This window comes from Acetobacter oryzifermentans, assembly GCF_001628715.1.
Lineage (GTDB): Bacteria > Pseudomonadota > Alphaproteobacteria > Acetobacterales > Acetobacteraceae > Acetobacter > Acetobacter oryzifermentans.
The window spans coordinates 270,582-291,911 of record NZ_CP011120.1; the positions used below are offsets into that span (position 1 = coordinate 270,582).

Below are 21,330 nucleotides of genomic sequence, written 5' to 3' on the forward strand. Positions count from 1 at the left end.
TTACGAGGGAATTTGGTGTCAGTATTTTCTGGACAGAAAAATAGTTATGCTTGTATTAGGTCTGTCAGAAAATCATTTACGTGCTGAAGTTCTTGATATGCAAAAGATCACGAGGGGGTATTGCGGTGTCTGGTGAAAAAAAGCCTGTTGGTAAGGTTCGTTCTTCTCGTGTAAAAGTGGCACGTAAAAAGGTTGCGGCTCCCGCAGTGTTAGAGACACATGAACCAGTAGCGGAGCCTCAGGTTACAGAACAAGTTGAAATAGCTCCTGTAGTAGAGCCAACACCGGCTCCAGCGGCAGAACAAATTGCATTGGCACTTCAGTCTCAGGCGGGTATTGTGGAACAAGAAGCTGAAAAAGAACGTCGGGCGGCTATCTTCTTTGATAGTCAGTGGTACCTTAATGCTTACCCAGATATTCGTGAGGCGGGCGTAGATCCGCTTGAACATTTTCTGGATTATGGCGCTAAGGAAGGTAGAAACCCTAACGCGCTGTTTGATAGCCTTTCCTATCTACGTGTAAATCCTGATGTTGCAGGGTTTGGGCCGGGGCCTTTCATCCATTATATTTGTTATGGTTTTCAGGAAGGGCGGCCTTTGCGCTAGGAGGCTCTTAAAGTTTAGAAAGGGGCGTATGGGTGTTAAAACCATACGCCCCTTTTTTATTTATGCTGTTTTAATAAAAGCGTCAGACTTCTTCTACAACTTCTATGTGAGATGGGAACTCTACGTCTTTCGTCTCATCCAGAATGTAATAGTGAATGTTTTCTGAAACCCAATCTTCCCGGAAACCACAATCTTTATAAATATTACGGCATGGCGTATTATCCGGAAGGTTATGGATAGAAGCTGTTATACGGACATTTCCATGTTTTTCCCGAACATGGCTGACAACGTCAGCAACAATGCTTGTTTCAACTTCCATGCCTAAAACACGGCAGCTCATAACAAACTGCACAATTTCATTATTGCGCAGGTAAAGCACACTTACCAATCCGTAATTGGTGAATTTGTCCTGAACAGTTGCAACAATTATCTCTCCGCCTTCACTTAGAAAGCGAGAGAGTTCCTGAAATGTCCAGCGTGTGCCAGAAGTGTTGAACTGATTGGTTTTGTTTGTAAGCTCTAGCGCGCGGGCCAGTTCCGGTTGCTCTGTATCTGTGATGTAGGTGAGGGAAACCGTACATTCCAAGGATGCCAGAAATTCTTCACGGTTCAGGCTGGCGCGTGTTTCCTCACGGGCAATCTGTCCTCGGATCATGGTTTCTCGCTTGGCGGATTCCTGCGTGAGACGAGCAACCTGTGTTTCGGGTGCCCATAAAAGGATGCGGCGTGTGAGATACGGGTTACCGCCAATTGTGCGAATTTCAGGAAAAGCCGTGTTAACAGAAGCGCGTTCTACAGGATTATCATCTACAAACACAACGCTTTTAGGCTTGATATTGAACTCCTGACAGATAGCGGCAATGTTTTCTGGTTTGGGAACCCAGTTGATTTTGACAGAGGCAAAATCTTCCAGTTTGATAAACTGCGGGTTGATAATGTCATCCCATCGTTCGCGCACATAGGCTTCATCATTCTTGGAGCAGATAGCCACCAGAATGCCACGTGCGCGTAAGGTATGAACAGCTTCCCACAAACCCACAGGCCAGCCATCTGTGCGTGGCCAAGGCTGCACTTCTGGCCGATAATGTTCTGCTATCTGGCCGCGCCACAGGGTATTGTCCAGGTCAAAAATAACGGCCTTGACTTGATCTACCTGATGCACAGTGCGGTAGGCTGCAACAATCTGGCGAAAGATGGTTTTAACAAATTCTTCCCGATGAATGGGATAAATGGTTTCCAGTGCAGGAATAGGCTCATTGCGCTCAATCGCACCGAAATCATCCCAATCCTGAAAAGATAGGCCGCCATGGGTATGGAAGTAAATAATATCATCCAGCACATAACGTTTGCCTAAAGAGGACACAACAGAATCAACATCCAGCACATAAGCATTTTTATAACTGGAAATTTTCTGGGCCAGATACATGTTCAGGCGTCTTACCATGTAGGTGAGATCTGTTTCTGTACCTTGTGAGAGTATGCTGGAAGCTGTACTCATTTGCGGAACTATGAAATTAGAGACAAATGTCAGTAATCCATGTTCGCGGTTGTAAAGCAGTGCGGCATCCAGCATGACATCCAGCGTGTTGAATGCATCGTGCAGGATACTTTCTGCAAAAGCCGGATCATTCAGTTGAAAGCCTTCTACCACACGATCACTTAAAACGGTGCGTAGTGGGATTTGCACGTATTGTAGATCATACTGATCTGCTGGTGCGGGCGGAGATTTTGGTAAAATGCTTACAAAATTGTAAGGAATGTAATCAAAATTTATACCTGGATAATATCCCTTAAAGGCTTCTAGATATAAGGAAGTTAAACAGGAGCCAACAAGAAGAACGCGATTAATTTTGCGCTCTGTTTTCTGGAGATCTGTAGGGAATAGAAAATCCGGAGATGCAAGAGGAGAATTATTTTTTGTTGTTGTAGGCATAAAGAACTCCGCCAATATAGCTTTTATTTTGTTTGGGTTGGCAGTGGAGAGATGACTTGTTTAACAAGAGAGGTGCAAGAGAATGGAGCCTCATTGAGAGATTATAAAAATTCAATTCATATTACATGATTAACATTATTATAATCTTCCGACGAGTTGAAAGAAAGTATTTTCAAGCAATTAATCGAAGGAAGGAGATTAGGAAAAGCGTAGATAAGTATGATAAATTTATGTAGAGGAATAGTTAACTGTTGTGTTTTTCAGCATAAAAATTTATATTTGGTATAAGTACCTGTAAATAGTGATAGCATTCAAACGGAAAATGCAATGGTAAGTTTGACCGCCTGGAATAAAAAAGATATAAAATCAATAATTGATTCGGGAAAATTCGATAGTGAATTTTATCTTGAAGAAAATCCTGATGTAAAAAAATCTGGTCTTGATCCAATTATACATTATGTTCTTTACGGTGTACATGAAAACCGTAATCCTAATGATAATTTCAATACAGAAATATATTATAATCTTTATAAAAATGTTATTGGGAAAAATGAAAACCCATTCGCGCATTATATTAGAAATAATGATCATCTGTTTTTCTTTGAAAAAGGTCTTTTGCAGGAATATTCGTATGTTTCCATTACGAATGCTCTAAATAGATTAAAGAAATACCCGTTTTTTAACGAAGATGATTACGTGCGTATGAACAGCGATGTTTCATCCGCAAGTATGCCAACAGCACGCCACGCATTACTTTACGGTATTGGTGAAGGGCGAGAAATTTTTTCCAAACGCTCAATTGTTCGCTTTTTGGGCAATGAGTGTAAGCACGACGTTAATTATAAAATCACTGATAAGGTTTACGGCAAGAATTTCCCTAAAACGATTGGGGTATTCTACCATTCCGAAGGCAATTCCTTTATTCAGGAATTGGCAGAGTGCCTCAGTGAATATCTGTGTAATGCTGGCCTGAATGCCAAGGTTCTTACTGAAAAAACACCAGAAGAAGATACGCCTGAACTTTGCATTTTCTGTGCTCCGCACGAATTCTTCTTCTTGGATGGAAACGAAATCTGGAAACGTGATGAGATTATTAGAAAATCCATCATGTTTAATACAGAACAACCCCAGACACTCTGGTTCACGCGTGGGATTCTGTACATTCTCATGTCAGCCGGGGTGATGGATCTGTGTTATCAGAATCTTAAATCCTTTTCCGATGTTGGGCTGCCAGTATTCCACTTTGATCCGCCGGTAAAAATAGAAGCTTGCAAGCTTACTGATGCAGACAAAAAGCATCCGTTGGTGCGCATTTTGCCGGAAGGGGCTAAAACAGGTTCTACCCCATTCCGGCCAATTGCCGAACGCGCTATTGATGTCAGCTTTTTTGGGAATGCCTCTCGCAAGCGCGAAAAATTCTTTTCGCGGTCAGCGGCCTTCTTCTCTAACTATCAGTCCTTCTTTTATTATCGTAAGGCAGAAGGGCCTATTCCGTCCTCCGGGGTTTACGATATCCTTTCACGCCTCCCGCGCTATGTTGCAGAAAATTCCAAGGTGGCGTTGAATATTCATCGCGATGATAATTGCTTTTTTGAATGGCACCGGATTGTCAAACAAGGCATGGCTTCTGGCACCATTGTTGTAACAGAAGAATGCTTCCCTCATCCGCTGTATAAGGAAGGTGAGCATTTCTTGGCTGAAACGCCGCGGCATATGCCCAATCTGGTAGAATGGTTAACCCAGACTGAAGATGGGCAAAAAGAAGCTGCCAGAATTCAGCAGAATATTTTTGATCTTCTGCAAGATGAGAAAATATTCAACTCCAAGAATATCGATCTTAAAAACTATATTTCTGCTGTGTGGAGCACTGTGAAATGAGCGTTATCAAGCCATGGGACCCCAGCCCGGAAGTTGTTTTTTCCTATAAGAAAAAATCCCGGAAGCCTAAAAACCTGATTACGGTCTGCGTTACCAACTTCAATTATGCTTCTGTTATTGAAGAATGTCTGGATAGCATTGCAGATCAAACGCATGCTGATCTGGAAATTGTGGTTGTTGATGACTGCTCCCAGCGGGATGATTCCGTTGATGTGATCGCGGAATGGATGGAGGAAAACAAGCAGCGTTTTTACAGCCTGCAGTGTTTGACCAACCCGCGTAATCAGGGGCCATCATTTTCGCGTAATATGGCGTTTGAATATGCGCAGTCTGAGTATGTGTTTATTATCGATGCTGATAATACCATTTACCCAACGGCGCTGGAAAAAATCTACACGGCTCTTTTGCAAGGCAAATTCCCGGCAGTTTATACTCAGATTGAAGAGTTTGGAGACCGCAAAGGTATTGGCCATGCCGATATCTGGGATGCCGCACGCATGCGCAAGAATAACTATGTGGATGTGATGGCGCTTATTCGTAAAAGCGCATGGGAAAAGGTTGGCGGTTTCTCTCATATTGAAGAAGGCTGGGAAGATTATGATTTCTGGCTGAAATTTATTGATGCAGGACTAGAACCCGGATACCTGCCAGAAATTCTGTGTCGTTATCGTGTGCATAATTCTTCGCGCACAGCAACAGAAGCATTGGCTGCACATTATGATCTGGAATTGGTGATGGAGTTCCGTCATCCAGAACTGGTGAAATAATCAGATTTTCCAAATACTGTGGTATAAAAAAGAGCGGAGGAAACTCCGCTCTTTTTTATTTTCAATTCGCAACGGTTAAAACACACTATTAAATGCCACCTGTGGTGAAACCGAAAACCCGGTATTGTGGCCTGCAAAATAGGTTGAAACCCCCGCAATAACCCCAAAACGAGGGGACCAGTTGTATTCAACAGCAGGGGCTATCAGCCAGTCTCCTGAAGAGCTGTTAATGCGGTCTATCCGTTCTATTTTGCTGCTTGTTGGGGTACGGCCTTTAATGTGAGACCCATCTGCCCAATCTCGCGCCAGATCCATGGCCAAAACCCATTTCTGGTTTATGCCAAATTCCAGAGAAAACCCGCTTTCTCCGTACATGCCGGGTTGCGCTGTGCCGCGGAAGCCAACCTCTGTGCCGTAACTGCTGACGTTATGCAGATGCGCGGTTGTAAGCGCACGGCGGAAGGTTCCCCACATACGCAGGCGCAGTTCATGCTGGCCCGGCAGTGTGTAAGTGGATTGCTCCGTAAAGGCTAAGCGGAATGTATAAACGCCAGATCCAACACCATCTTCTGCTCGGCCCAGCCTCTGATAATTACCTGTGGGAAAACCAACCCCAGCAAATACACTCAGAGCCGGAATATAGCGTGCAGGATCTGCATCCAGATAACGCCACATTAAATCAACTGGCAGATCTCCGAATTTGAGCCCGCTACTTGTACCAGATTTCTTCTTCCACAAATAACTGATCGTGGGAGTAACCTGAATACTGATGGAATCCATAATGGAGTATTTGTAGAGCGTAAAATTGGAAACAGATTGCTGGCGTGGATGCAGCGGATGGCTGTTGCCGTTTGCATCCAGATATCCCACAGGCAGATTATAGCTGACGTAAGGTTCCCACGCGAACACACCTGCCTTGGAAAGCGCGCCAGAAGGCGAAACGAGAGATCCTGTATACCATTGCGGGCGGGCCTCCCCCGGAGCTTGAGATCCCGCCGCCGCACTATTGCCTGTATCTGCAGCATGTGCTGCGGAAAGGCCGACAGAAAGCAGCAATGTGCCTACCAAAGAGCGACAAACAACAGGGCAACACTTAACGCCTGCTCGTACCTGGAGGGAGGAAAATACACTGGCTGCCTGAATCATGATCTGTCTGACCCTTCATGGGGAACCAAAAAATCTTCCGTCAACACAACGGAAGGAACGGTTTGTGGCACGGCGTTATGTTGCGGAACGGAGCGAATGCGGCGCCAGCCCCATGCCAGTGCCAAAGCCAGCAGGGGAATGGCGCATATTGTTGCCGTTCCGGTTGGGTAATCAAACGCCATCAGCCCAACGATGCCAATAAAGAAGGCGAGCGCCAGCCACGAGGTAAATGGCGCGCCCGGCATCGGAAAAGAGGTAGGGGCAATTTCTCCACGGCGAATTTTTTTGCGTAGTTGAATCTGGCACAGCACAATAAAACACCACGTGCTGAGAATACCCAGAGAGGCCAGACTGAGCATGATTTCAAAAATCTGGCTGGGGATGAAGTAATTCAGCACCACGCCCACAAGATAAATGGCCACAGTGGAAAGAATGGCTGCAGAAGGTACAGCCTGTTTGTTCATGCGGGCCAAATAACGCGGGGCTGCGCCATCTAGCGCCAGTGCACGTAGCACGCGCCCGGTAGAATAAAGGCCAGAGTTTAAGCTGGAGAGCGCTGCGGTCAGCACCACAACGTTCATCACACTGTCTATGCCCGGTACGCCCAACTTGGAAAGGAAGGTGACAAAAGGGCTAACCCCTGCCTGATACGTGTTCCATGGCAGCAGCAGCACAAGCAGCGTAATGGTGCCCACGTAAAAAATGGCAATACGCCAGATAACGTTGTTAATGGCCTGCGGTAAAACGGATTTAACATCCTCGCATTCCCCCGCAGCCGTGCCAATCAGCTCAATACTGGCATAGGCAAATACAACACCTTGCACCAATACCAGTGCAGGTAAAAAGCCGTGCGGGAACAAGCCGCCGTTTTCGGTAATCAGATGCAGCCCGGTTGCGTGCCCATCTACGGGGTAGCGCAAGGCCAGAATAACCAGCGCGATGACCAGGAATCCGCCTAAGGCCATCACTTTAACCAAGGAAAGCCAGAATTCCAGTTCACCAAACCATTTTACGCCGGTTAAGTTCATGCCGGTTATCAGCACAAGGGCCAGCAGGGCAAAAAGCCATTGTGGTACACTGGAAAAAACAGGCCAAAAACGCATGTAAAGCGCCACGGCTGTAATATCCACAATGCCTGTTACAGCCCAGTTAAAAAAGGCCATGGTGCCTGCAATATAAGAGGCTTTGGGGCCTAAAAACTCCTGTGTGTAGGAAACAAAGCTGCCACTGGTGGGGCGGTACATTACAAGCTCACCTAATGCACGCAGCATCAGAAAAGCAAAAACACCACACATCAGATAAACCAAGGCAAGAGATGGGCCAACGGCTTGGAGGCGAGATCCAGCCCCTAAAAACAGCCCTGTGCCAATAGCCCCACCTAGAGAGATCATTTGGATCTGACGCTTACCCAAACCACGGTGGTATCCATCTTCAGTGCGTGCGCCTGCATTGGCAGGTGTATGCCCATCTGAGGTGGAGGAAGCCGTCATCTCGTTAACCTTGATTACAAAATTATGTCAAAACCGATTGGTATCGGGTGCATTGGATTTTGCAGGTTGTAAAGATGGAACCGTTAAATAATCGCAATTAAATATGAATAGTGTATAAGAATGAAGCTGAAACGTATAAGGAATATACAGAATTTATATAAATATCAGGAAAGAAGAAACGCAAATATTTTGTTTTGATATTGAAATAATATAAACATAAGTGCTGTTATTTGGGATAAAAATGTTATTTATTTATTATCTACGAAAGTAAAGAAAGTTGCGTTGTGGCTTCTTGATCTTGCGGGCTTAAAAGAGTGGAAAGTGTAATACCTAAAAGTCTTACTGGAGCACGTACAGGCAGCAATGGCGCAAGTAACCGGCACGCCATCTCGGCTAGAATTTCTTGGTCTTGCACCGGATCGGCCAAAGAGAGGCTGCGCGTGCATTGGTTGAAGTCTGTATAGCGCAGTTTCAGGGTGATCGTACGGCCTGTCAGGTTACGTTTTTGGCAGCCCGCCCACACTTTTGCGGCCAGTTCATGCAGAGCCGCGTGTAATTCGGCTGAGGTGCGCAAATCCTGCGCGAACGTTATTTCCTTGCCGAGTGATTTGCGCGGCCTGTTTGGTTCTACTGGCCGATCATCTTTGCCACGGGCGATGCCATAATAAAAAGCAGCCGCCTTACCAAAATGCTGGCGTAAAATATCTAATGAAAAACGACGTAAATCTGCACCTGTATGAATGCCGAGTGTATGCATTCGCTGGGCCGTAGCTGGCCCCACGCCATGAAAAGCGTTTACGGGCAGATTGGCTACAAAGGCTTCCCCACGGTTGGGCGGAATAACAAATTGACCATTAGGTTTGCGGTAATCTGAGGCCTGCTTGGCCAGAAACTTATTGTAAGACACACCTGCCGAGGCCGTAAGCCCTGTTTCATACAAAATGGCCGCGCGTATTTCTTCTGCAATTGCTGTGGCAGAGGGGCGGAGAAGCAGCGGATTTGTTACATCCAAATAGGCTTCATCTAACGAAAGAGGCTGAATAAGGGGGGTGTAACGCGCAAAAATGGCGTGAATTTGGGCAGAAACTGCACGATAAACATCAAAACGTGGCGGCACAAAAATCAGGTGCGGGCATTTGCGCTGTGCCTGCACCGAAGGCATGGCCGAACGCACGCCAAATTTTCGGGCTTCATAACTGGCGGCGGCAACCACACCGCGTTCCTGGCATCGGCCTACCGCTACAGGTTGGCCTTTAAGCGCTGGATTGTCTCGTTGCTCAACAGATGCATAAAAAGCATCCATATCAATATGGATAATGCGGCGTACAACTGCTGTCATCACCCGTGTATGGTAGCAGAAGGCAGCGCAAAAGGGAACAAAAAGAAAACAAATCTAGCTTAAAATTCTGCGTGTCGGGTTTGCAAACCAGAAAATCAGGATCTTTTTAACCAAAGCAGAAGGTCTCAATTTTAAAATGAAAGGGGAAAGCGCTTCCTGATATTGGAGCCACGCCTCCCCGTAGAAAAATTATGATGTTGTTTAAGATACCGGAAACCCTTGTGAATACTGGTATTTTGAGGTGGCACGATCCTGCCAATGCGCCACAATTTGCTTGGGCTGCATATCCAGATCATGCCAGCGTGCAAGGGAAAGTGCCGCTGTGGCTGGGTAGGCCCCATAAGCAGATGGACGTTCCGATGCCTTGGTAGGGACAACACGGCTAGAACTATGAGAGAGCCAGTATCCTGCCCCAGCAAGACAGGCTCCTAGCGTTGTAATGGCAGAAGCAAGGCGTGTACGCAGGCCAGCAAATGGCACAAGCGGCTTAAGCAGGTCTTCCATATCTGCATTGCGTTCATTCTGTGCTGCTTCTGTTGCCAACAAAAGGCGATACTCTGTGCTGGTAACAGAAAGAGCGCAGCCTACCCGAATATCCAGTGCAGGCATTTCCAGTGCGGCCATATCTGTCAGGGCATAATGAAAGGTTTGTGCAACCGCCAAAAATTCCCGCCTAAAGCAGGGCAGAAACAGGCCGCCCGATGGCCCGGTTGTGGGCGTGTGCGGGTTTGTTTGTATTCCTGCAAGGCGGCGAATGGTCCAAAGTGTCAGCCGTTCGCTGCAGGCAAGATCCGTCAGGTAAACAGGTGAACGTGTCATGGCGCATTCCTAAAGGCAGATGCCTTCATCCTTTGTGTGGCATGTGTGCGATAACTCTCTTTAGATGAGAATAATTCTCATTATCAAGATAAAAATGCATCAACTTTTCTCACGCTTCTGTGGTGGCTCTGTTTTTTCTGCTTTTCTTGAGGCTAGGCATGAGGCAGTACACAAGGCATGTCTGTGCTTGCCTCACTCTCTCTCCCATTCCTGCGCCGGTTAGATCCGGAACAGGCCCATGAACTGGCCTTGGATGCCCTAACACTGGGTGTATCCGTGCCCATAAAACGGCCCAAGGATGATCCTGCCCTAGCTACACGTGTGCTGGGTATGCGGTTTTCCAACCCCATTGGCATTGCTGCCGGGTTTGATAAGAACGCCCGTGTTCTGCGCCCTCTGGCACAGTTGGGATTCGGGTTTGTAGAAGCTGGAACTGTTACGCCACGCCCGCAGGCGGGTAACCCCAAGCCTCGGCTTTTCCGCCTTACGGAAGATCGGGCGGTTATTAACCGTATGGGCTTTAATAATCAGGGTATCGATAAGTTTGCCGTGCGTCTGGCGCGTCTGTCTCGCCCGTTGCCATCTGGCCGTGGCGGTGGGGCCCGGGTGCCTGTAGGCGCCAATATCGGTATTAACAAAACCGGTGCCGACCCGGAGCGCGATTACCCAGAACTGGTGGCGCGCGTTAAGCCCTACGTTAATTACATTGTGCTAAATGTCTCTTCTCCTAATACGCCGGGCTTGCGTGGCTTGCAGGATGCTGCCCGCCTGCGTGGGATTCTGGATGCCATTTCGGCCCGTCATGCAGAACGGCCACCGCTGTTGATTAAGCTGGCGCCAGATCTGGAAGATGATGCCATTGGCCCCATTGTAGAAGCAGCCGTAGCCGGTGGTGCGCAGGGGCTGATTGTCACCAACACCACACTGGCGCGCCCCGATTCTCTGCAAAGTTCGTATCGCACAGAAGCTGGGGGGCTTTCTGGCCGTCCGCTTAAACCGCGCGCTACGGAAATGCTGCGTCTGGTTGCGCAGGCTGCGGCAGGCCGTCTGGCGCTGATAGCTTGTGGCGGTATTGAAAGCGGAGAAGACGTTCTTACCCGAATCCGCCTTGGGGCTGATCTGGTGCAGGTTTACACAGCGTTTGCTTATGAAGGCCCCGCACTAGTAGAGCGGCTGAAGCGTGAGATGCAGCACATCATGCGTGCGCAGGGCATTGAAACGTTGGATGATATTCGGGGCAAAGATTTATGATAGCGCAGCAAACTGTAGAAGATATGCAGCAGATTACAGGCCTTGCCGCGCTGGCAGACCAGTACGATGGCTACATTATAGATCTATGGGGCACAGTGCATGATGGTGTGCAACCATATCCCGGTGCCGTAGAGTGTTTGCAGGCCCTGCGTGCATCAGGCAAAAAAATTGTCATGCTTTCCAATGCGCCGCGTCCGGCAGATGTCGTATGTGCGCAGCTTGAAGCCTTTGGTATTTCGCGTGAACTGCATGACGGGGTGATGACAAGTGGTGAAGAAACGCGCCGTTTGTTAAAAGCCCGGACAGACCCGTGGTTTGCCAATTTGGGGCAGAAAGTGCTGCATATTGGCGGCACACATGATCTGGGTCTGTACAACGGGCTGGACGTGCAACGCGTAGCACAGCCTGCGGATGCCGATTTTATTATGAACACCGGGCCAGATGCCGAGCGCGGCGTGGGATCACTGGATCCATATCTGCCAGAACTGCGTGCTTGTCTGGAACGTGGCCTGCCAATGGTGTGCGCCAACCCGGATATGGTGGTGGTAAAAGGTGGCAAGCGGCAGATTTGTGCTGGGGCTCTGGCAGCATTTTACGCGGAACAAGGTGGCAAGGTCAGCTGGATAGGTAAACCATACCCCCGTGTGTACGAGCCTGTTTTTGAGATGCTGAATGTGCCACGCCCGCGTATTCTGGCCATTGGTGATGCACTGGCTACCGATATGCGTGGTGCTTCTGCTGTGGGCGTTGCCGGGCTGTGGATTTTGGGGGGCATCCATCAGGAAATGATCGGGGATGACATCCAGTTGGCAAAAGAAGAAGCCAAGGCCGTAGGTTTGGCCCCGGTTGCGGCTATTAAAAGATTGGTGTGGTGAGTGCGCCACCAACCTCACCCGCAGTAGGGTGTGGCGCTGCCATTGTAAATAATGCAGGCCATATTTTGCTGCTGCGTCGCCTCAAGCAGCCAGAAGCAGGTTGCTGGGGGTTGCCGGGTGGCAAGGTAGATCCGTTTGAAACCGTACCGGCTGCCGTTATCCGCGAAGTGCTGGAAGAAACCGGCTTAAACGTGCAGTTAGGTGCGTTGCTTTGCGTGGTGGATCAAATTGACCCAGCCGCAGGCACGCACTGGGTTGCCCCCGTTTACAGGGTGCAGCAGTACACGGGGCAGCCCCATATCTGCGAGCCACATAAACATAATGGGCTGGAATGGTTTGCTCTGGATGCGTTGCCGCAGCCCCTTACGATTGCAACGCAGCAAGCAGTGGCCGTCTTGAAGCATCAGGACGCGTAAAGCCGTGCTGGAAACACGTAGCCTGATTTAGAAATCAGGCAGTGTCTGGGCCAGCAAGCCACCTTGGCGGAGGGGAGCCACACGGCGGGCAAGGCCCGTGGCATCTTCTGTTTCCACCATAATTCCGCATATTGTGGCTTCGCCTTCTGCAGGTTGTAGGCGTTCACCCGGCATTTTGCGTACAAAACGGGTAACCGCGGGTTCCTTGGTCATGCCAATAACGCTGTCGTAATCTCCGCACATCCCAGCATCTGTCTGAAACGCCGTGCCAGAGGCCAGAATCCTATGGTCTGCTGTGGGGGTATGTGTGTGCGTACCCACAACCAAAGATACACGGCCATCCAGCATATGACCCATTGCCCATTTTTCGCTCGTGGCTTCTGCATGCACATCCACAATGGCCGCTTGTATGGTGGCGCCAAGGCGATGCTTGTTGAGCAGTTCATTCATGCACCGGAAGGGATCATCCAGCGGGTCCATGAACAGGCGACCCATCACGTTGACCACAAGAGCTTTGCGGCCATCTGCCAGTTCTACCACCACACTGCCTTGGCCGGGTGTACCGGGGGGATAGTTGAGCGGGCGCACAATGCGAGGTTCGGAGGTAATATGCCCGATCAGATCACGCCGATCCCACGCATGGTTGCCAAGGGTAAGCACATCTACGCCGCCTTGCAGCAAGGATGTGGCAATGGCGGGGGAAAGGCCAAAGCCGTGGCTGGCGTTTTCGGCATTGACCACAACCAGATCCAGCGCCAATTTTTCACGCAAGGCAGGCAGGCGGCTTAAAACGGCTTCGCGGCCAGTGCGGCCAACAATATCACCCAGAAAAAGGAGTCTCACGCCAGAGGTTTCCTGTGTTTGTTGTTAGTCAAAATGGAGAATCTCCTTTTCAGTCACAATACAGGAAAGCGGCCTGTCATACGGGCCAGCCGGAAGACTGTCTAATTCTTGGCAAGATGGCGCATACCCAATGCTGCGTGCATCGGGCAGGGCGGCCAAAGTGCGATCATAATATCCGCCACCATATCCTAGCCGGTTGCCTGTGCGGTCAAACCCTAGCAAGGGCACCAATATAATGGTGGGTTGCAGAACCGGGCCATCAGGAAACTCAGTGCCAAAACGGCCTTGCATCATGGGGGCATGGGGCGTCCAGCGCCGAAAAATAAGGGGCTGCCCGCGTGGTGGTGTTTCAGGCAGCACAATGGTTGCGCCTGTACCCACCAATATGTGGCACAGCGGGCATAGATTTACTTCATGCGGTAGGGGCCACACGCCGGCAACAACAGCGGGCAACAGGGGGCGCAGAAGTGTATGCAGGTGGGTAAGGATACCGCTATCCAGCGCTTCATCACGCGCTTTTAGCGTGGCCATGCAGTGTTGGCGCAGTTCTTTTTTGCGCGCGGCCACAGCAGGCGGATCACCTTGTGGGGGGGGAGTGTGCGGAGCCACCATGAACCGTGGGTCTTTCAACCTCCAGGACCTGCGAGTGCAGGTGGGCGCCGGGTAATGTGACCAGGGCCACAACAGAGCCAGCTCCCTAGGAAGTGCTTATCGGCCCAGGGGATGACTTGCCTCACGCGTTGGGCAGCCCCGCCTCATCTATGTAGGCGTGCTCAAGCTCTGCTGCAAGAGATTCCGCACGTTCGGCCAAATCTGCTAAGCGACCGGCTGTAAGGGCCTGCTCCGCCCGCAGGCGTTCGGCATCTTTTGCAGCCTGTATGGTGGCATCTGGCACGCGACTGCCAGAAAGATCCTGTATTTCATCCGCCATTAAAAGGGCGGCCAGAACCAGTACCCGAGCATCTCCGCTAAAGCCCATGTCACGCACGCGCTGCACGCGGCGTTCTACCTGCTGGGCCATGGCCTGAACGTGGCGTTCCTGCCCGTTATCGCACCCTACCGTATAGCTGTGGCCGTTAATCCGAACCGAAACAAGTGCCATGCTGTATCAGTTTCCCTGTTCGTGTTCTGCCGGGTGGTAAAAGGTAAGGGAAGATGGCTTTTCTGCCCGTTCCAGCGCATCTCGCACGCGGGAGAGAAGGGCATCTACATTGGCCACCAGTTCCTGTTTTTCTGTGCCCGTGCGGGTTTGCTGTTGCAGCCCTTTTTCAACAGCAAAGGAAATGCGTTGCAAGGCACGATCCAGCCGGGCTATGGGGTCTTGCCCAGCCGGTGGCTGTGTGGCCGGGTGCTGTTTACCAGCGTGTTCGTCAGTCTGGGGCAAAGACGGCTCCACGGCTTGATCCTGCATTCTTGTTTTTGTCAACTGTGCTCAGGAATCACCCGCAAACGCGATGGCGTCAAGCATGCTAACCAAAAACGCTTCATTTTTCTTACCAAAACTGCCGCCAGACAAGTTATTTACGATTGATGGATACGAATCTGGCATGGCTGCCTATCGTGCTGCGCGTACGGTAGAGGGCATGATAGAGGGCGCAAGCGCACGCTTTGGTTTTCTTTCTGCCCCAGGTGTGGCTGGGTTTATGGGGGCAGGGTGGTGGTTGGCACTTATTGCAGCGCTGGAGGATTCGACAGGCCTTGCATTTTGGCATGCGCTGGATTGCGGTGGCAGCGCAGCTTATGCGCTGGGTGCTGTGCGCATGGGCCAAAAACATGCTGTGTTGCAAGCATCTGCTGCCCAGTTTAATGCGATAAAAGCAGTTTATACGCAGGAATTTGGCATGCTATTGAGCGCCCGCCCGCCATCATTTCACCTTATACCATCATTATGTCACACGTCTTCTCTTGTCGGGTATTTCACCGACGGTTATTGCCAATCCTCAGATCCGGAAAATAAACTGCCGGACACAAGGCAAAAAAAGGATTGTTACCCATGACACTTACCCCCAAGGTTAAGGCTATTCTCGACCAGTACGAGAGCGATAATCCCGGCACCAAGATGAATCTGGCGCGGCTGCTCAACGCAGGTAAGCTGGGTGGCACAGGCAAGCTGGTGATTTTGCCGGTTGATCAGGGGTTTGAGCATGGCCCGGCCCGTTCTTTTGCAGCTAATCCGGCAGCGTATGATCCGCATTATCACTTTGAACTGGCGATTGAAGCAGGCCTAAGCGGCTATGCAGCGCCGCTGGGCATGCTGGAATGTGGCGCCGCAACATATGCTGGCGAAATTCCGCTGATTCTGAAGTGCAACAGCTCCAACAGCCTTGCAACGGAAAAAGATCAGGCGGTAACGGGCACCGTGTCTGATGCCCTGCGTCTGGGTTGCTCTGCTATTGGTTTCACCATCTATCCGGGCTCCGAATACTGCTTCGAGCAGATGGAAGAACTGCGCGAACTGGCCGCAGAAGCTAAGGCTGCTGGCTTGGCCGTTATTGTATGGAGCTACCCACGTGGCCCCGTGCTGGACAAAAAAGCTGAAACCGCAGTGGATGTTTGCGCCTATGCCGCACATATGGCTGCGCTGACAGGTGCGCACATTATCAAGGTAAAGCCGCCGACTGAAGTTGTTGCACTGGATGCCAACAAACCAGTGTATGAGCAGAACAAGATTGACGTTGCCACCCTGGCTGCCCGCGTGCAGCACGTGGTGCAGTCCTGCTTTGCGGGCCGCCGTATCGTAATCTTCTCTGGTGGTGCACATACCAGCACGGATGAACTGTTGCAGACCATTCAGGGTATTCAGGATGGTGGCGGCTTCGGTTCCATTATCGGTCGTAACGTGTTCCAGCGTCCGAAGGCGGAAGCTCTGGCTCTGCTGGACAAAATCACCACCATTTTCAAAGGCTGAAACAGCCATAGTATCTGCGCAGCGGGCATGAGATAAGGAACACTATGTCTGATCTTTATCTTGTCACGCCTGCTGTGTCTGATGCACAGGCTTTTTTACCTGTTCTTGAAGCAGGTTTAGCTACCCACCAGCCCGCAGCCTTGTTGCTGCGGCTGGTGGATATGCCTGTGGCGGCAGCCCGGCAGGCTGTATTACTTCTTAAGCCGGTCATTCAGGCGCGTGATATTGCCCTGATGCTAGAAAATGCCCCGACCCTTGCGCAGGAAACCGGGTGCGATGGCGTGCACCTTTCTCCTTCCTATACGGCGGCTTCTGTAAAGGATGTGCGACGCATTATCGGGCCGGATCTCCAGCTTGGTGTTGCTGTTGGAGAAAGCCGAGATGCCGCCATGTGCGCTGGTGAAGATGGCGCAGATTATATCTGCTTTGGCGCAGAAGATGGCGCCTCGCTTGAAACTGTTTCAGCACTTACACGCTGGTGGTCTTTAATGATGGAACTGCCTGTGGTGGCGCAGGCACAAATACCGGCTGATCTGGCAGTGTTGAGCGCCAGCGGAGCGGATTTTGTTATGCCCTCCGAACAGTGGTGGCAGCAGCCGGACACGTGGCAAGGCTGATTTTTGTCGGGTTTGATACGGTTTTTTGCCATGTTTGAGGGCAATGCTAAGTATCAGAACGCGCTTTCTGATCGAACAGATCATGCTGATCTGCGGATGAAGGACGCGGCATGATTATCGAGAACTGGATATTTTCCATGCTGAATAAAAAAACATTCCTGATGCTGGCTATGGCTGCTGGTGTTGTTGCTGCTCCAGCTGTGCATGCACAGGGTTTTGGTGGTGGACTGGGCTCCATTGGTAAAAGTGCCCTGTCTGGCGCTGAAAGCGGCGTGGAAAGCCAAGGCGCAAGTATGGCATCCAGCATGCTGCCAAGCCTTTCTTCTGCCAGCACAGGCAATCTGGCCGGTATTCTTGGGTATTGTGTGCAGAACAATGTGCTTCAACAGGGTTCTTCCACGGCGCAGTCCGTTCTGGGTAGCCTGACACAGAAGCCGGGCGTAACATCTTCCAGCGCGTATGAAGCTGGCCAGCGGGGACTGCTGCAAACCGGCAATAACCAGATGTTCTCTTTGGCCAACCTGAAGGGTGAGCTGAAAACCAAGCTGTGCAGCATGGTGCTGGATAAGGCGCAGTCTGCCCTCTGATTTTGCTGCGGTATGAGCAGGCTTTTTCGCCTGCTTTACCCATTAAAAAAGCCCCTGTCAGTGCAAAACTGGCAGGGGCTTTTTGCATGTTCCCACACTGTTTTTAGGGCAGTTGTAAAACAGGTGGTGTTGTAAGGTTTTCCTTGCGGGATGTGTAGGAGGCTGTGGCCGGTTGCGTGCGGGCTGCAATCGTGCTGGCCTGTGCCTGTGCCTGTGCCTGTGCCTGTGCCTGTGCCTGTGCCTGTGCCTGTGCCTGTGCCTGTGCCTGTGCCTGTGCCTGTGCCTGTGCCTGTGCCTGTGCCTGTGCCTGTGCCTGTGCCTGTGCCTGTGCCTGTGCCTGTGCCTGTGCCTGTGCCTGTGCCTGTGCTGTGGTGGGCAGTGGGCGGCTGACAGGGGTTACAGAGGCCGCAGAAACAGGCGTGGTAGCGTTGGCGCTCTGCTGCGGCACAGGTGGAAGAATCAGATCTTGCATAAAATACAGCACACCGTTGGACTGCGGAATACCCGTAACCCATAGGTGAGACGTCATGCCCTGCCCATTACCAATAACAACTTGGCCAGACTGATTATCCACCCACGCGGAAAGCAACTGGCCATTCAGGGTAGGAAGCCCGACAGACTGGGTAGGAGAAGCCAGAGCAGCATGCTTGATTTTGGCCAGAGGCCAACGCCCTTTAACAATGGTGTAAGACAGCATTTCCTTGATAACAGCCGTATTATCCGGGCTTGTCAGTTTGTTGCCTGTTTGGGCGTTATAGGTTTCTAGTGCTGAATTCGGAATGCCAAAAACTGTAAATGGCCCACTCCGTTGTAAGGTGGTTAACAGGCCAGTTGTATTGAGCAGATGGGTGTAATCTGCCATTTCCAGAGAACTCGGGAGTGTATCCGACAGCGGGCGGTCACAAAAAGCCGGTGTTTCCGGGTTGGGGTAGGCAACCCGGCTATCTGGAGCGCTTTTTGGTTCTACTTCTCGGGTCTGGCTTGGTTTTGCAGGTGCGTAAGTGCGTGTGCCCGAAACTGTTGGCATCATGTACGAACAGGTTGAATTGGCAACTTTATACGTATCCTGCCGTGCGCGGCTTTGTGTGCAGCCGCCAAGCGCCAAGGCGGCAATGCCTATGGCTGCGGGTGCAAGCGCACGTGGGTTAAAGGCTGTTCTGTACAGAACATGCTTAAGGTGCATGGATGTCTCCCAAAAGATCATGCCGCTAAAAGAAAGACTGGCTTCATGAAGTAGAAGACTGCACCGGGCATACTCAGCACCCGTCTCCTCGCATTGTCCAGGCTGTTACAATACCGTTTACCAGTTCAAACGTAGTCTGGCAGGTATAGGTATAGGCTGTGCCCATGCCACCCCCCATACCGCCCCAGCCACCATCCCAACCGCCCATACCCCAGCCGGGGCCGTATCCGCCCCAGCCACCCCAGCCGCCATCCCATCCCCAACCGCTCATGGGCATGGTGTAATCGGTTTGCTGGTTGATATAAGCTAAAAAGGTGTGGTTACCGGAAACAAACTGCCGCGTGGGCACGCCAAATGTGCGCACTACATCAGTTGTTTGCTTGCCGATCATGGAATCAAGCTGGCGCCGTTCCTTTTTGCTAGGTACTTGGCAACCCGTTAGAGCCAGAGCGCCCAGCAGCAGGATAAATCTTTTATGCATCATGGCAGCTCTGGCTCCCGCCGGTAGTATTGTAACCGGGCATCATACGGATAAATGTTAAACAACATATTATGGTTGCGCCAAATGTTGCAGACTAACCGTTTATCCACAAGACGTTCTGTATACGTGTTGTGCCGCAAGCCAGCATAACCAACCTATCAAACCCCAGTGCAATGCCAGAGCAGGCAGGCATATGGGGCAGGGCGCTTAGCAGTTTTTCATCCACGGGCCATTCTGGACGGTTGGGGTACAGAGTTTGGCGCTGCTGGCGGTCGGCCTTAAAGCGGGCACGTTGTTCTGTGGTGTCTGTTAGTTCTTCAAAAGCGTTCGCTAACTCCATGCCTGCGGCATAAAGTTCAAACCGTAGGGCAACGCGCGGGTCTTGTGGGCTTTTGCGCGCCAATGCGGCTTGGCTGGCAGGCCAATGAGTTAGAAAAGTGGGGCGTGTACGGCCAATGGCCGGTTCTATCCGCTCCATCAACAGGCGGAAAAAGAGGTCTTCCCACGTTTCCCCCTCACGCAATGTGCAGCTTGCTGCTTTTGCCAAGGCCTGTGCATTTCCTTCTGTGGGCAGCAGATCTACACCCGCATGGCGATGGAAAGCTTCTTGCATTGTAAGCCGCTCAAACGGCCCAGATATGCTCAGGCTATGGTCTGAATGCGGGAGAATCGGCGGCAACACCGCTTGCAAAAGGGCTTCGGTTTCATCCATCAGCCCTTCCAGTGTCATGTTGGGTTGGTACCATTCCAGCATGGTAAATTCGGGGGCATGGAGGTAACTGCCTTCTCCATTCCGCCAGACACGCGCAAACTGAAAAACAGGTAGCCCAGTGGCCGCCACAATACGCTTCATGGCAAATTCCGGGCTGGTGTGCAGGAACAGGTTTTGTTGCATGCCATCAGGGGTTTCCCGCACGGTATGGAAAGGTTGCAGGTGCACCTCTTCCCCCGGTGTGGGCACGGCGTAAGGTGTTTCCACTTCCACGCAGCCGCGAGATTCCAGAAAGGCACGCGTCCCGCGCCAAACCAGATTGCGGCGCAGCAGAAAAGGAAGCCGGTCAAGAATATGATCGGGGTCTTTTAGACCCGGATTGGGCTGAACAGTTGCAGAGTCTGACATGAGGGGAGTAGAGGCGTGACATGTCTTTCCCGGTCAAGCCCTCTTTTTCACGGCGCAAAACACTGCGCACCCCGGATGATCTGATAGCAGCCGGTTTGGTGCCTCCTCAACAGCATGAGATGCTGGACGATGTTGCCCAACATTATGCTACGGCCATTCCGCCAGCTTTTCTGGATTTAATCACCTCGCCGGATGATCCGATAGGCGTACAGGTTGTGCCTTCTGCGCAGGAATTGGAGATTGCACCAGAGGAGCGTTCCGACCCTATTGGTGATAATGCACTTTCACCCGTTCCCGGCATTGTGCATCGTTACGCAGATCGGGCGTTGCTGAAGCCCTTGTTGATTTGCCCGCTTTATTGCCGATTCTGTTTTAGGCGCGAGCATGTGGGGCCAGATGGTGGTGTGTTGGATGATGCCGCGTTGGAACAAGCACTGGAATGGCTGCGTACACATAAGCAGATTCGCGAAGTGATTCTAACGGGCGGAGATCCGCTTATGCTCTCTCCGCGTCGGCTTGGTCATATTGTAGCAGAGCTTTCACGCATGCCGCATGTTACGACCATTCGTGTGCATAGCCGCGTGCCCGTAGCGGATCCAGAGCGGGTAACAGACGCCTTGCTGGATGCGCTGGAAACAAACAAAGCTATGTGGATGGCCGTGCACATCAACCATGCGCGCGAGATGTCGGAACCTGCACGAGCATGCCTTAAGCGCATTGTGCGCAGGGGTATTCCGCTATTGGGGCAATCTGTTTTGCTGCGTGGTGTGAATGATAGCGAACAGGCGCTGGAAGATCTGTTCCGTGCCATGGTGGAAACGCGCATGCGCCCGTATTACCTGCATCAGCTAGACCCAGCCCCCGGCACGGCACATTTTCATGTGCCGGTAGAGGAAGGGCAGCGCCTGCTTGCAGGATTGCGCGGACGTGTCACCGGTTTGGCATGGCCGCTTTATGTGCTGGATATTCCCGGAGGGTACGGCAAGGTGCCCTTGGGGCCTGAATACGTGCAAGGCCCGCAGCAGGTAAAAGACCCTAAGGGAGAAACCCACAAGCTGGACAGGCTATAGGC

General features: G+C 51.1%; 22 protein-coding genes, 1 other RNA gene and 1 pseudogene. 11 read left to right on the plus strand and 13 right to left on the minus strand.

Features of this window, described 5'->3' with window-relative positions; all coding sequences use genetic code 11:
- Window positions 1-125: 125 nt before the first annotated feature.
- Window positions 126-605 carry a hypothetical protein gene (locus WG31_RS01255; protein ID WP_063353380.1) on the plus strand — a complete coding sequence of 160 codons (480 nt, stop codon included), beginning with the start codon at window positions 126-128 and terminating at the stop codon, window positions 603-605.
- 82 nt (window positions 606-687) lie between these two features.
- Here the strand turns inward: WG31_RS01255 and WG31_RS01260 are convergent, their stop codons facing one another.
- A complete protein-coding gene (locus WG31_RS01260; protein WP_063353381.1) occupies window positions 688-2,538 on the minus strand; it encodes an HAD-IIIC family phosphatase in 1,851 nt (616 codons plus the stop codon).
- 327 nt (window positions 2,539-2,865) lie between these two features.
- Here WG31_RS01260 and WG31_RS01265 point away from each other — a divergent pair, with 327 nt between their 5' ends.
- Both WG31_RS01265 and WG31_RS01270 read left to right on the plus strand, forming a co-directional pair.
- A complete protein-coding gene (locus WG31_RS01265) occupies window positions 2,866-4,416 on the plus strand; it encodes a CgeB family protein (protein WP_063353382.1) in 1,551 nt (516 codons plus the stop codon).
- A complete protein-coding gene (locus WG31_RS01270) occupies window positions 4,413-5,183 on the plus strand; it encodes a glycosyltransferase family 2 protein (protein WP_063353383.1) in 771 nt (256 codons plus the stop codon). The genes WG31_RS01265 and WG31_RS01270 overlap by 4 nt, the downstream gene beginning before the upstream one ends.
- A 75-nt stretch (window positions 5,184-5,258) precedes the next feature.
- Here WG31_RS01270 and WG31_RS01275 read toward each other — a convergent pair whose 3' ends face one another.
- The 4 genes from WG31_RS01275 to WG31_RS01290 form a co-directional block, all read right to left on the minus strand.
- Window positions 5,259-6,329: a hypothetical protein gene (locus WG31_RS01275; RefSeq protein WP_063353384.1), complete on the minus strand. Its 1,071-nt coding sequence runs from the start codon at window positions 6,327-6,329 to the stop codon at window positions 5,259-5,261.
- On the minus strand, window positions 6,326-7,819 hold the full coding sequence (locus WG31_RS01280; protein WP_063353385.1) for an amino acid permease: 1,494 nt from the start codon (window positions 7,817-7,819) through the stop codon (window positions 6,326-6,328). Before WG31_RS01280 ends, WG31_RS01275 begins: the two co-directional genes overlap by 4 nt.
- A gap of 259 nt (window positions 7,820-8,078) precedes the next feature.
- Entirely contained in the window at window positions 8,079-9,158 is a 1,080-nt protein-coding gene (gene dinB / locus WG31_RS01285) for a DNA polymerase IV (protein ID WP_063353386.1), read from the minus strand.
- Between the two features lie 201 nt (window positions 9,159-9,359).
- Complete coding sequence (locus WG31_RS01290) at window positions 9,360-9,977, minus strand: hypothetical protein (RefSeq protein WP_063353387.1); 618 nt, start codon at window positions 9,975-9,977, stop codon at window positions 9,360-9,362.
- A gap of 177 nt (window positions 9,978-10,154) precedes the next feature.
- On the opposite strand from WG31_RS01290, the gene WG31_RS01295 reads away from it, so the two are divergent.
- The 3 genes from WG31_RS01295 to WG31_RS01305 are packed head-to-tail and all read left to right on the plus strand — an operon-like array spanning window position 10,155 to window position 12,519.
- Entirely contained in the window at window positions 10,155-11,228 is a 1,074-nt protein-coding gene (locus WG31_RS01295) for a quinone-dependent dihydroorotate dehydrogenase (protein WP_063353388.1), read from the plus strand.
- A complete protein-coding gene (locus WG31_RS01300; RefSeq protein WP_082823100.1) occupies window positions 11,225-12,103 on the plus strand; it encodes a TIGR01459 family HAD-type hydrolase in 879 nt (292 codons plus the stop codon). Before WG31_RS01295 ends, WG31_RS01300 begins: the two co-directional genes overlap by 4 nt.
- Window positions 12,097-12,519: an NUDIX hydrolase gene (locus WG31_RS01305; RefSeq protein WP_006116818.1), complete on the plus strand. Its 423-nt coding sequence runs from the start codon at window positions 12,097-12,099 to the stop codon at window positions 12,517-12,519. Before WG31_RS01300 ends, WG31_RS01305 begins: the two co-directional genes overlap by 7 nt.
- A 27-nt stretch (window positions 12,520-12,546) precedes the next feature.
- Here WG31_RS01305 and WG31_RS01310 read toward each other — a convergent pair whose 3' ends face one another.
- From WG31_RS01310 to WG31_RS01330, 5 genes and pseudogenes are all read right to left on the minus strand, one after another.
- Window positions 12,547-13,362, minus strand: a complete 816-nt coding sequence (locus WG31_RS01310; RefSeq protein ID WP_063353389.1) for a TIGR00282 family metallophosphoesterase — start codon at window positions 13,360-13,362, stop codon at window positions 12,547-12,549.
- Between the two features lie 24 nt (window positions 13,363-13,386).
- The gene (locus tag WG31_RS01315; protein WP_063353390.1) at window positions 13,387-13,974 is read right to left on the minus strand and encodes a 5-formyltetrahydrofolate cyclo-ligase; all 588 of its coding nucleotides are present in this window, start codon (window positions 13,972-13,974) and stop codon (window positions 13,387-13,389) included.
- Window positions 13,961-14,116: non-coding RNA, 6S RNA (gene ssrS, locus WG31_RS01320), on the minus strand. The genes WG31_RS01315 and ssrS overlap by 14 nt, the downstream gene beginning before the upstream one ends.
- Before the next feature lie 15 nt (window positions 14,117-14,131).
- Window positions 14,132-14,464, minus strand: a pseudogene (locus WG31_RS01325) (cell division protein ZapA); the annotation flags it as partial.
- Between the two features lie 6 nt (window positions 14,465-14,470).
- The gene (locus tag WG31_RS01330; RefSeq protein WP_035352829.1) at window positions 14,471-14,773 is read right to left on the minus strand and encodes a hypothetical protein; all 303 of its coding nucleotides are present in this window, start codon (window positions 14,771-14,773) and stop codon (window positions 14,471-14,473) included.
- A 55-nt stretch (window positions 14,774-14,828) separates the two neighbouring features.
- Between WG31_RS01330 and WG31_RS01335 the strand changes: the two genes are divergently transcribed.
- The 4 genes from WG31_RS01335 to WG31_RS01350 all read left to right on the plus strand — a co-directional run bounded on the left by WG31_RS01335 (window position 14,829) and on the right by WG31_RS01350 (window position 17,474).
- Window positions 14,829-15,359: a hypothetical protein gene (locus WG31_RS01335; RefSeq protein ID WP_063353391.1), complete on the plus strand. Its 531-nt coding sequence runs from the start codon at window positions 14,829-14,831 to the stop codon at window positions 15,357-15,359.
- Window positions 15,356-16,270, plus strand: coding sequence for a class I fructose-bisphosphate aldolase (locus WG31_RS01340; protein WP_035352834.1), 915 nt, complete (start codon window positions 15,356-15,358; stop codon window positions 16,268-16,270). The genes WG31_RS01335 and WG31_RS01340 overlap by 4 nt, the downstream gene beginning before the upstream one ends.
- Before the next feature lie 44 nt (window positions 16,271-16,314).
- Entirely contained in the window at window positions 16,315-16,887 is a 573-nt protein-coding gene (locus tag WG31_RS01345) for a thiamine phosphate synthase (protein ID WP_063353392.1), read from the plus strand.
- A gap of 161 nt (window positions 16,888-17,048) precedes the next feature.
- Complete coding sequence (locus WG31_RS01350; protein ID WP_170315332.1) at window positions 17,049-17,474, plus strand: DUF2501 domain-containing protein; 426 nt, start codon at window positions 17,049-17,051, stop codon at window positions 17,472-17,474.
- 103 nt (window positions 17,475-17,577) lie between these two features.
- Here the strand turns inward: WG31_RS01350 and WG31_RS01355 are convergent, their stop codons facing one another.
- The 3 genes from WG31_RS01355 to epmA all read right to left on the minus strand — a co-directional run bounded on the left by WG31_RS01355 (window position 17,578) and on the right by epmA (window position 20,258).
- Window positions 17,578-18,678: a fasciclin domain-containing protein gene (locus WG31_RS01355; protein WP_063353393.1), complete on the minus strand. Its 1,101-nt coding sequence runs from the start codon at window positions 18,676-18,678 to the stop codon at window positions 17,578-17,580.
- 52 nt (window positions 18,679-18,730) lie between these two features.
- Entirely contained in the window at window positions 18,731-19,141 is a 411-nt protein-coding gene (locus WG31_RS01360) for a hypothetical protein (RefSeq protein ID WP_006116827.1), read from the minus strand.
- Window positions 19,142-19,232: 91 nt separating this feature from the next.
- Window positions 19,233-20,258: an EF-P lysine aminoacylase EpmA gene (epmA, locus tag WG31_RS01365; protein WP_063353394.1), complete on the minus strand. Its 1,026-nt coding sequence runs from the start codon at window positions 20,256-20,258 to the stop codon at window positions 19,233-19,235.
- A gap of 20 nt (window positions 20,259-20,278) precedes the next feature.
- Here epmA and WG31_RS01370 point away from each other — a divergent pair, with 20 nt between their 5' ends.
- The gene (locus WG31_RS01370) at window positions 20,279-21,328 is read left to right on the plus strand and encodes a lysine-2,3-aminomutase-like protein (RefSeq protein WP_006116829.1); all 1,050 of its coding nucleotides are present in this window, start codon (window positions 20,279-20,281) and stop codon (window positions 21,326-21,328) included.
- The last annotated feature ends 2 nt before the right edge of the window (window positions 21,329-21,330 follow it).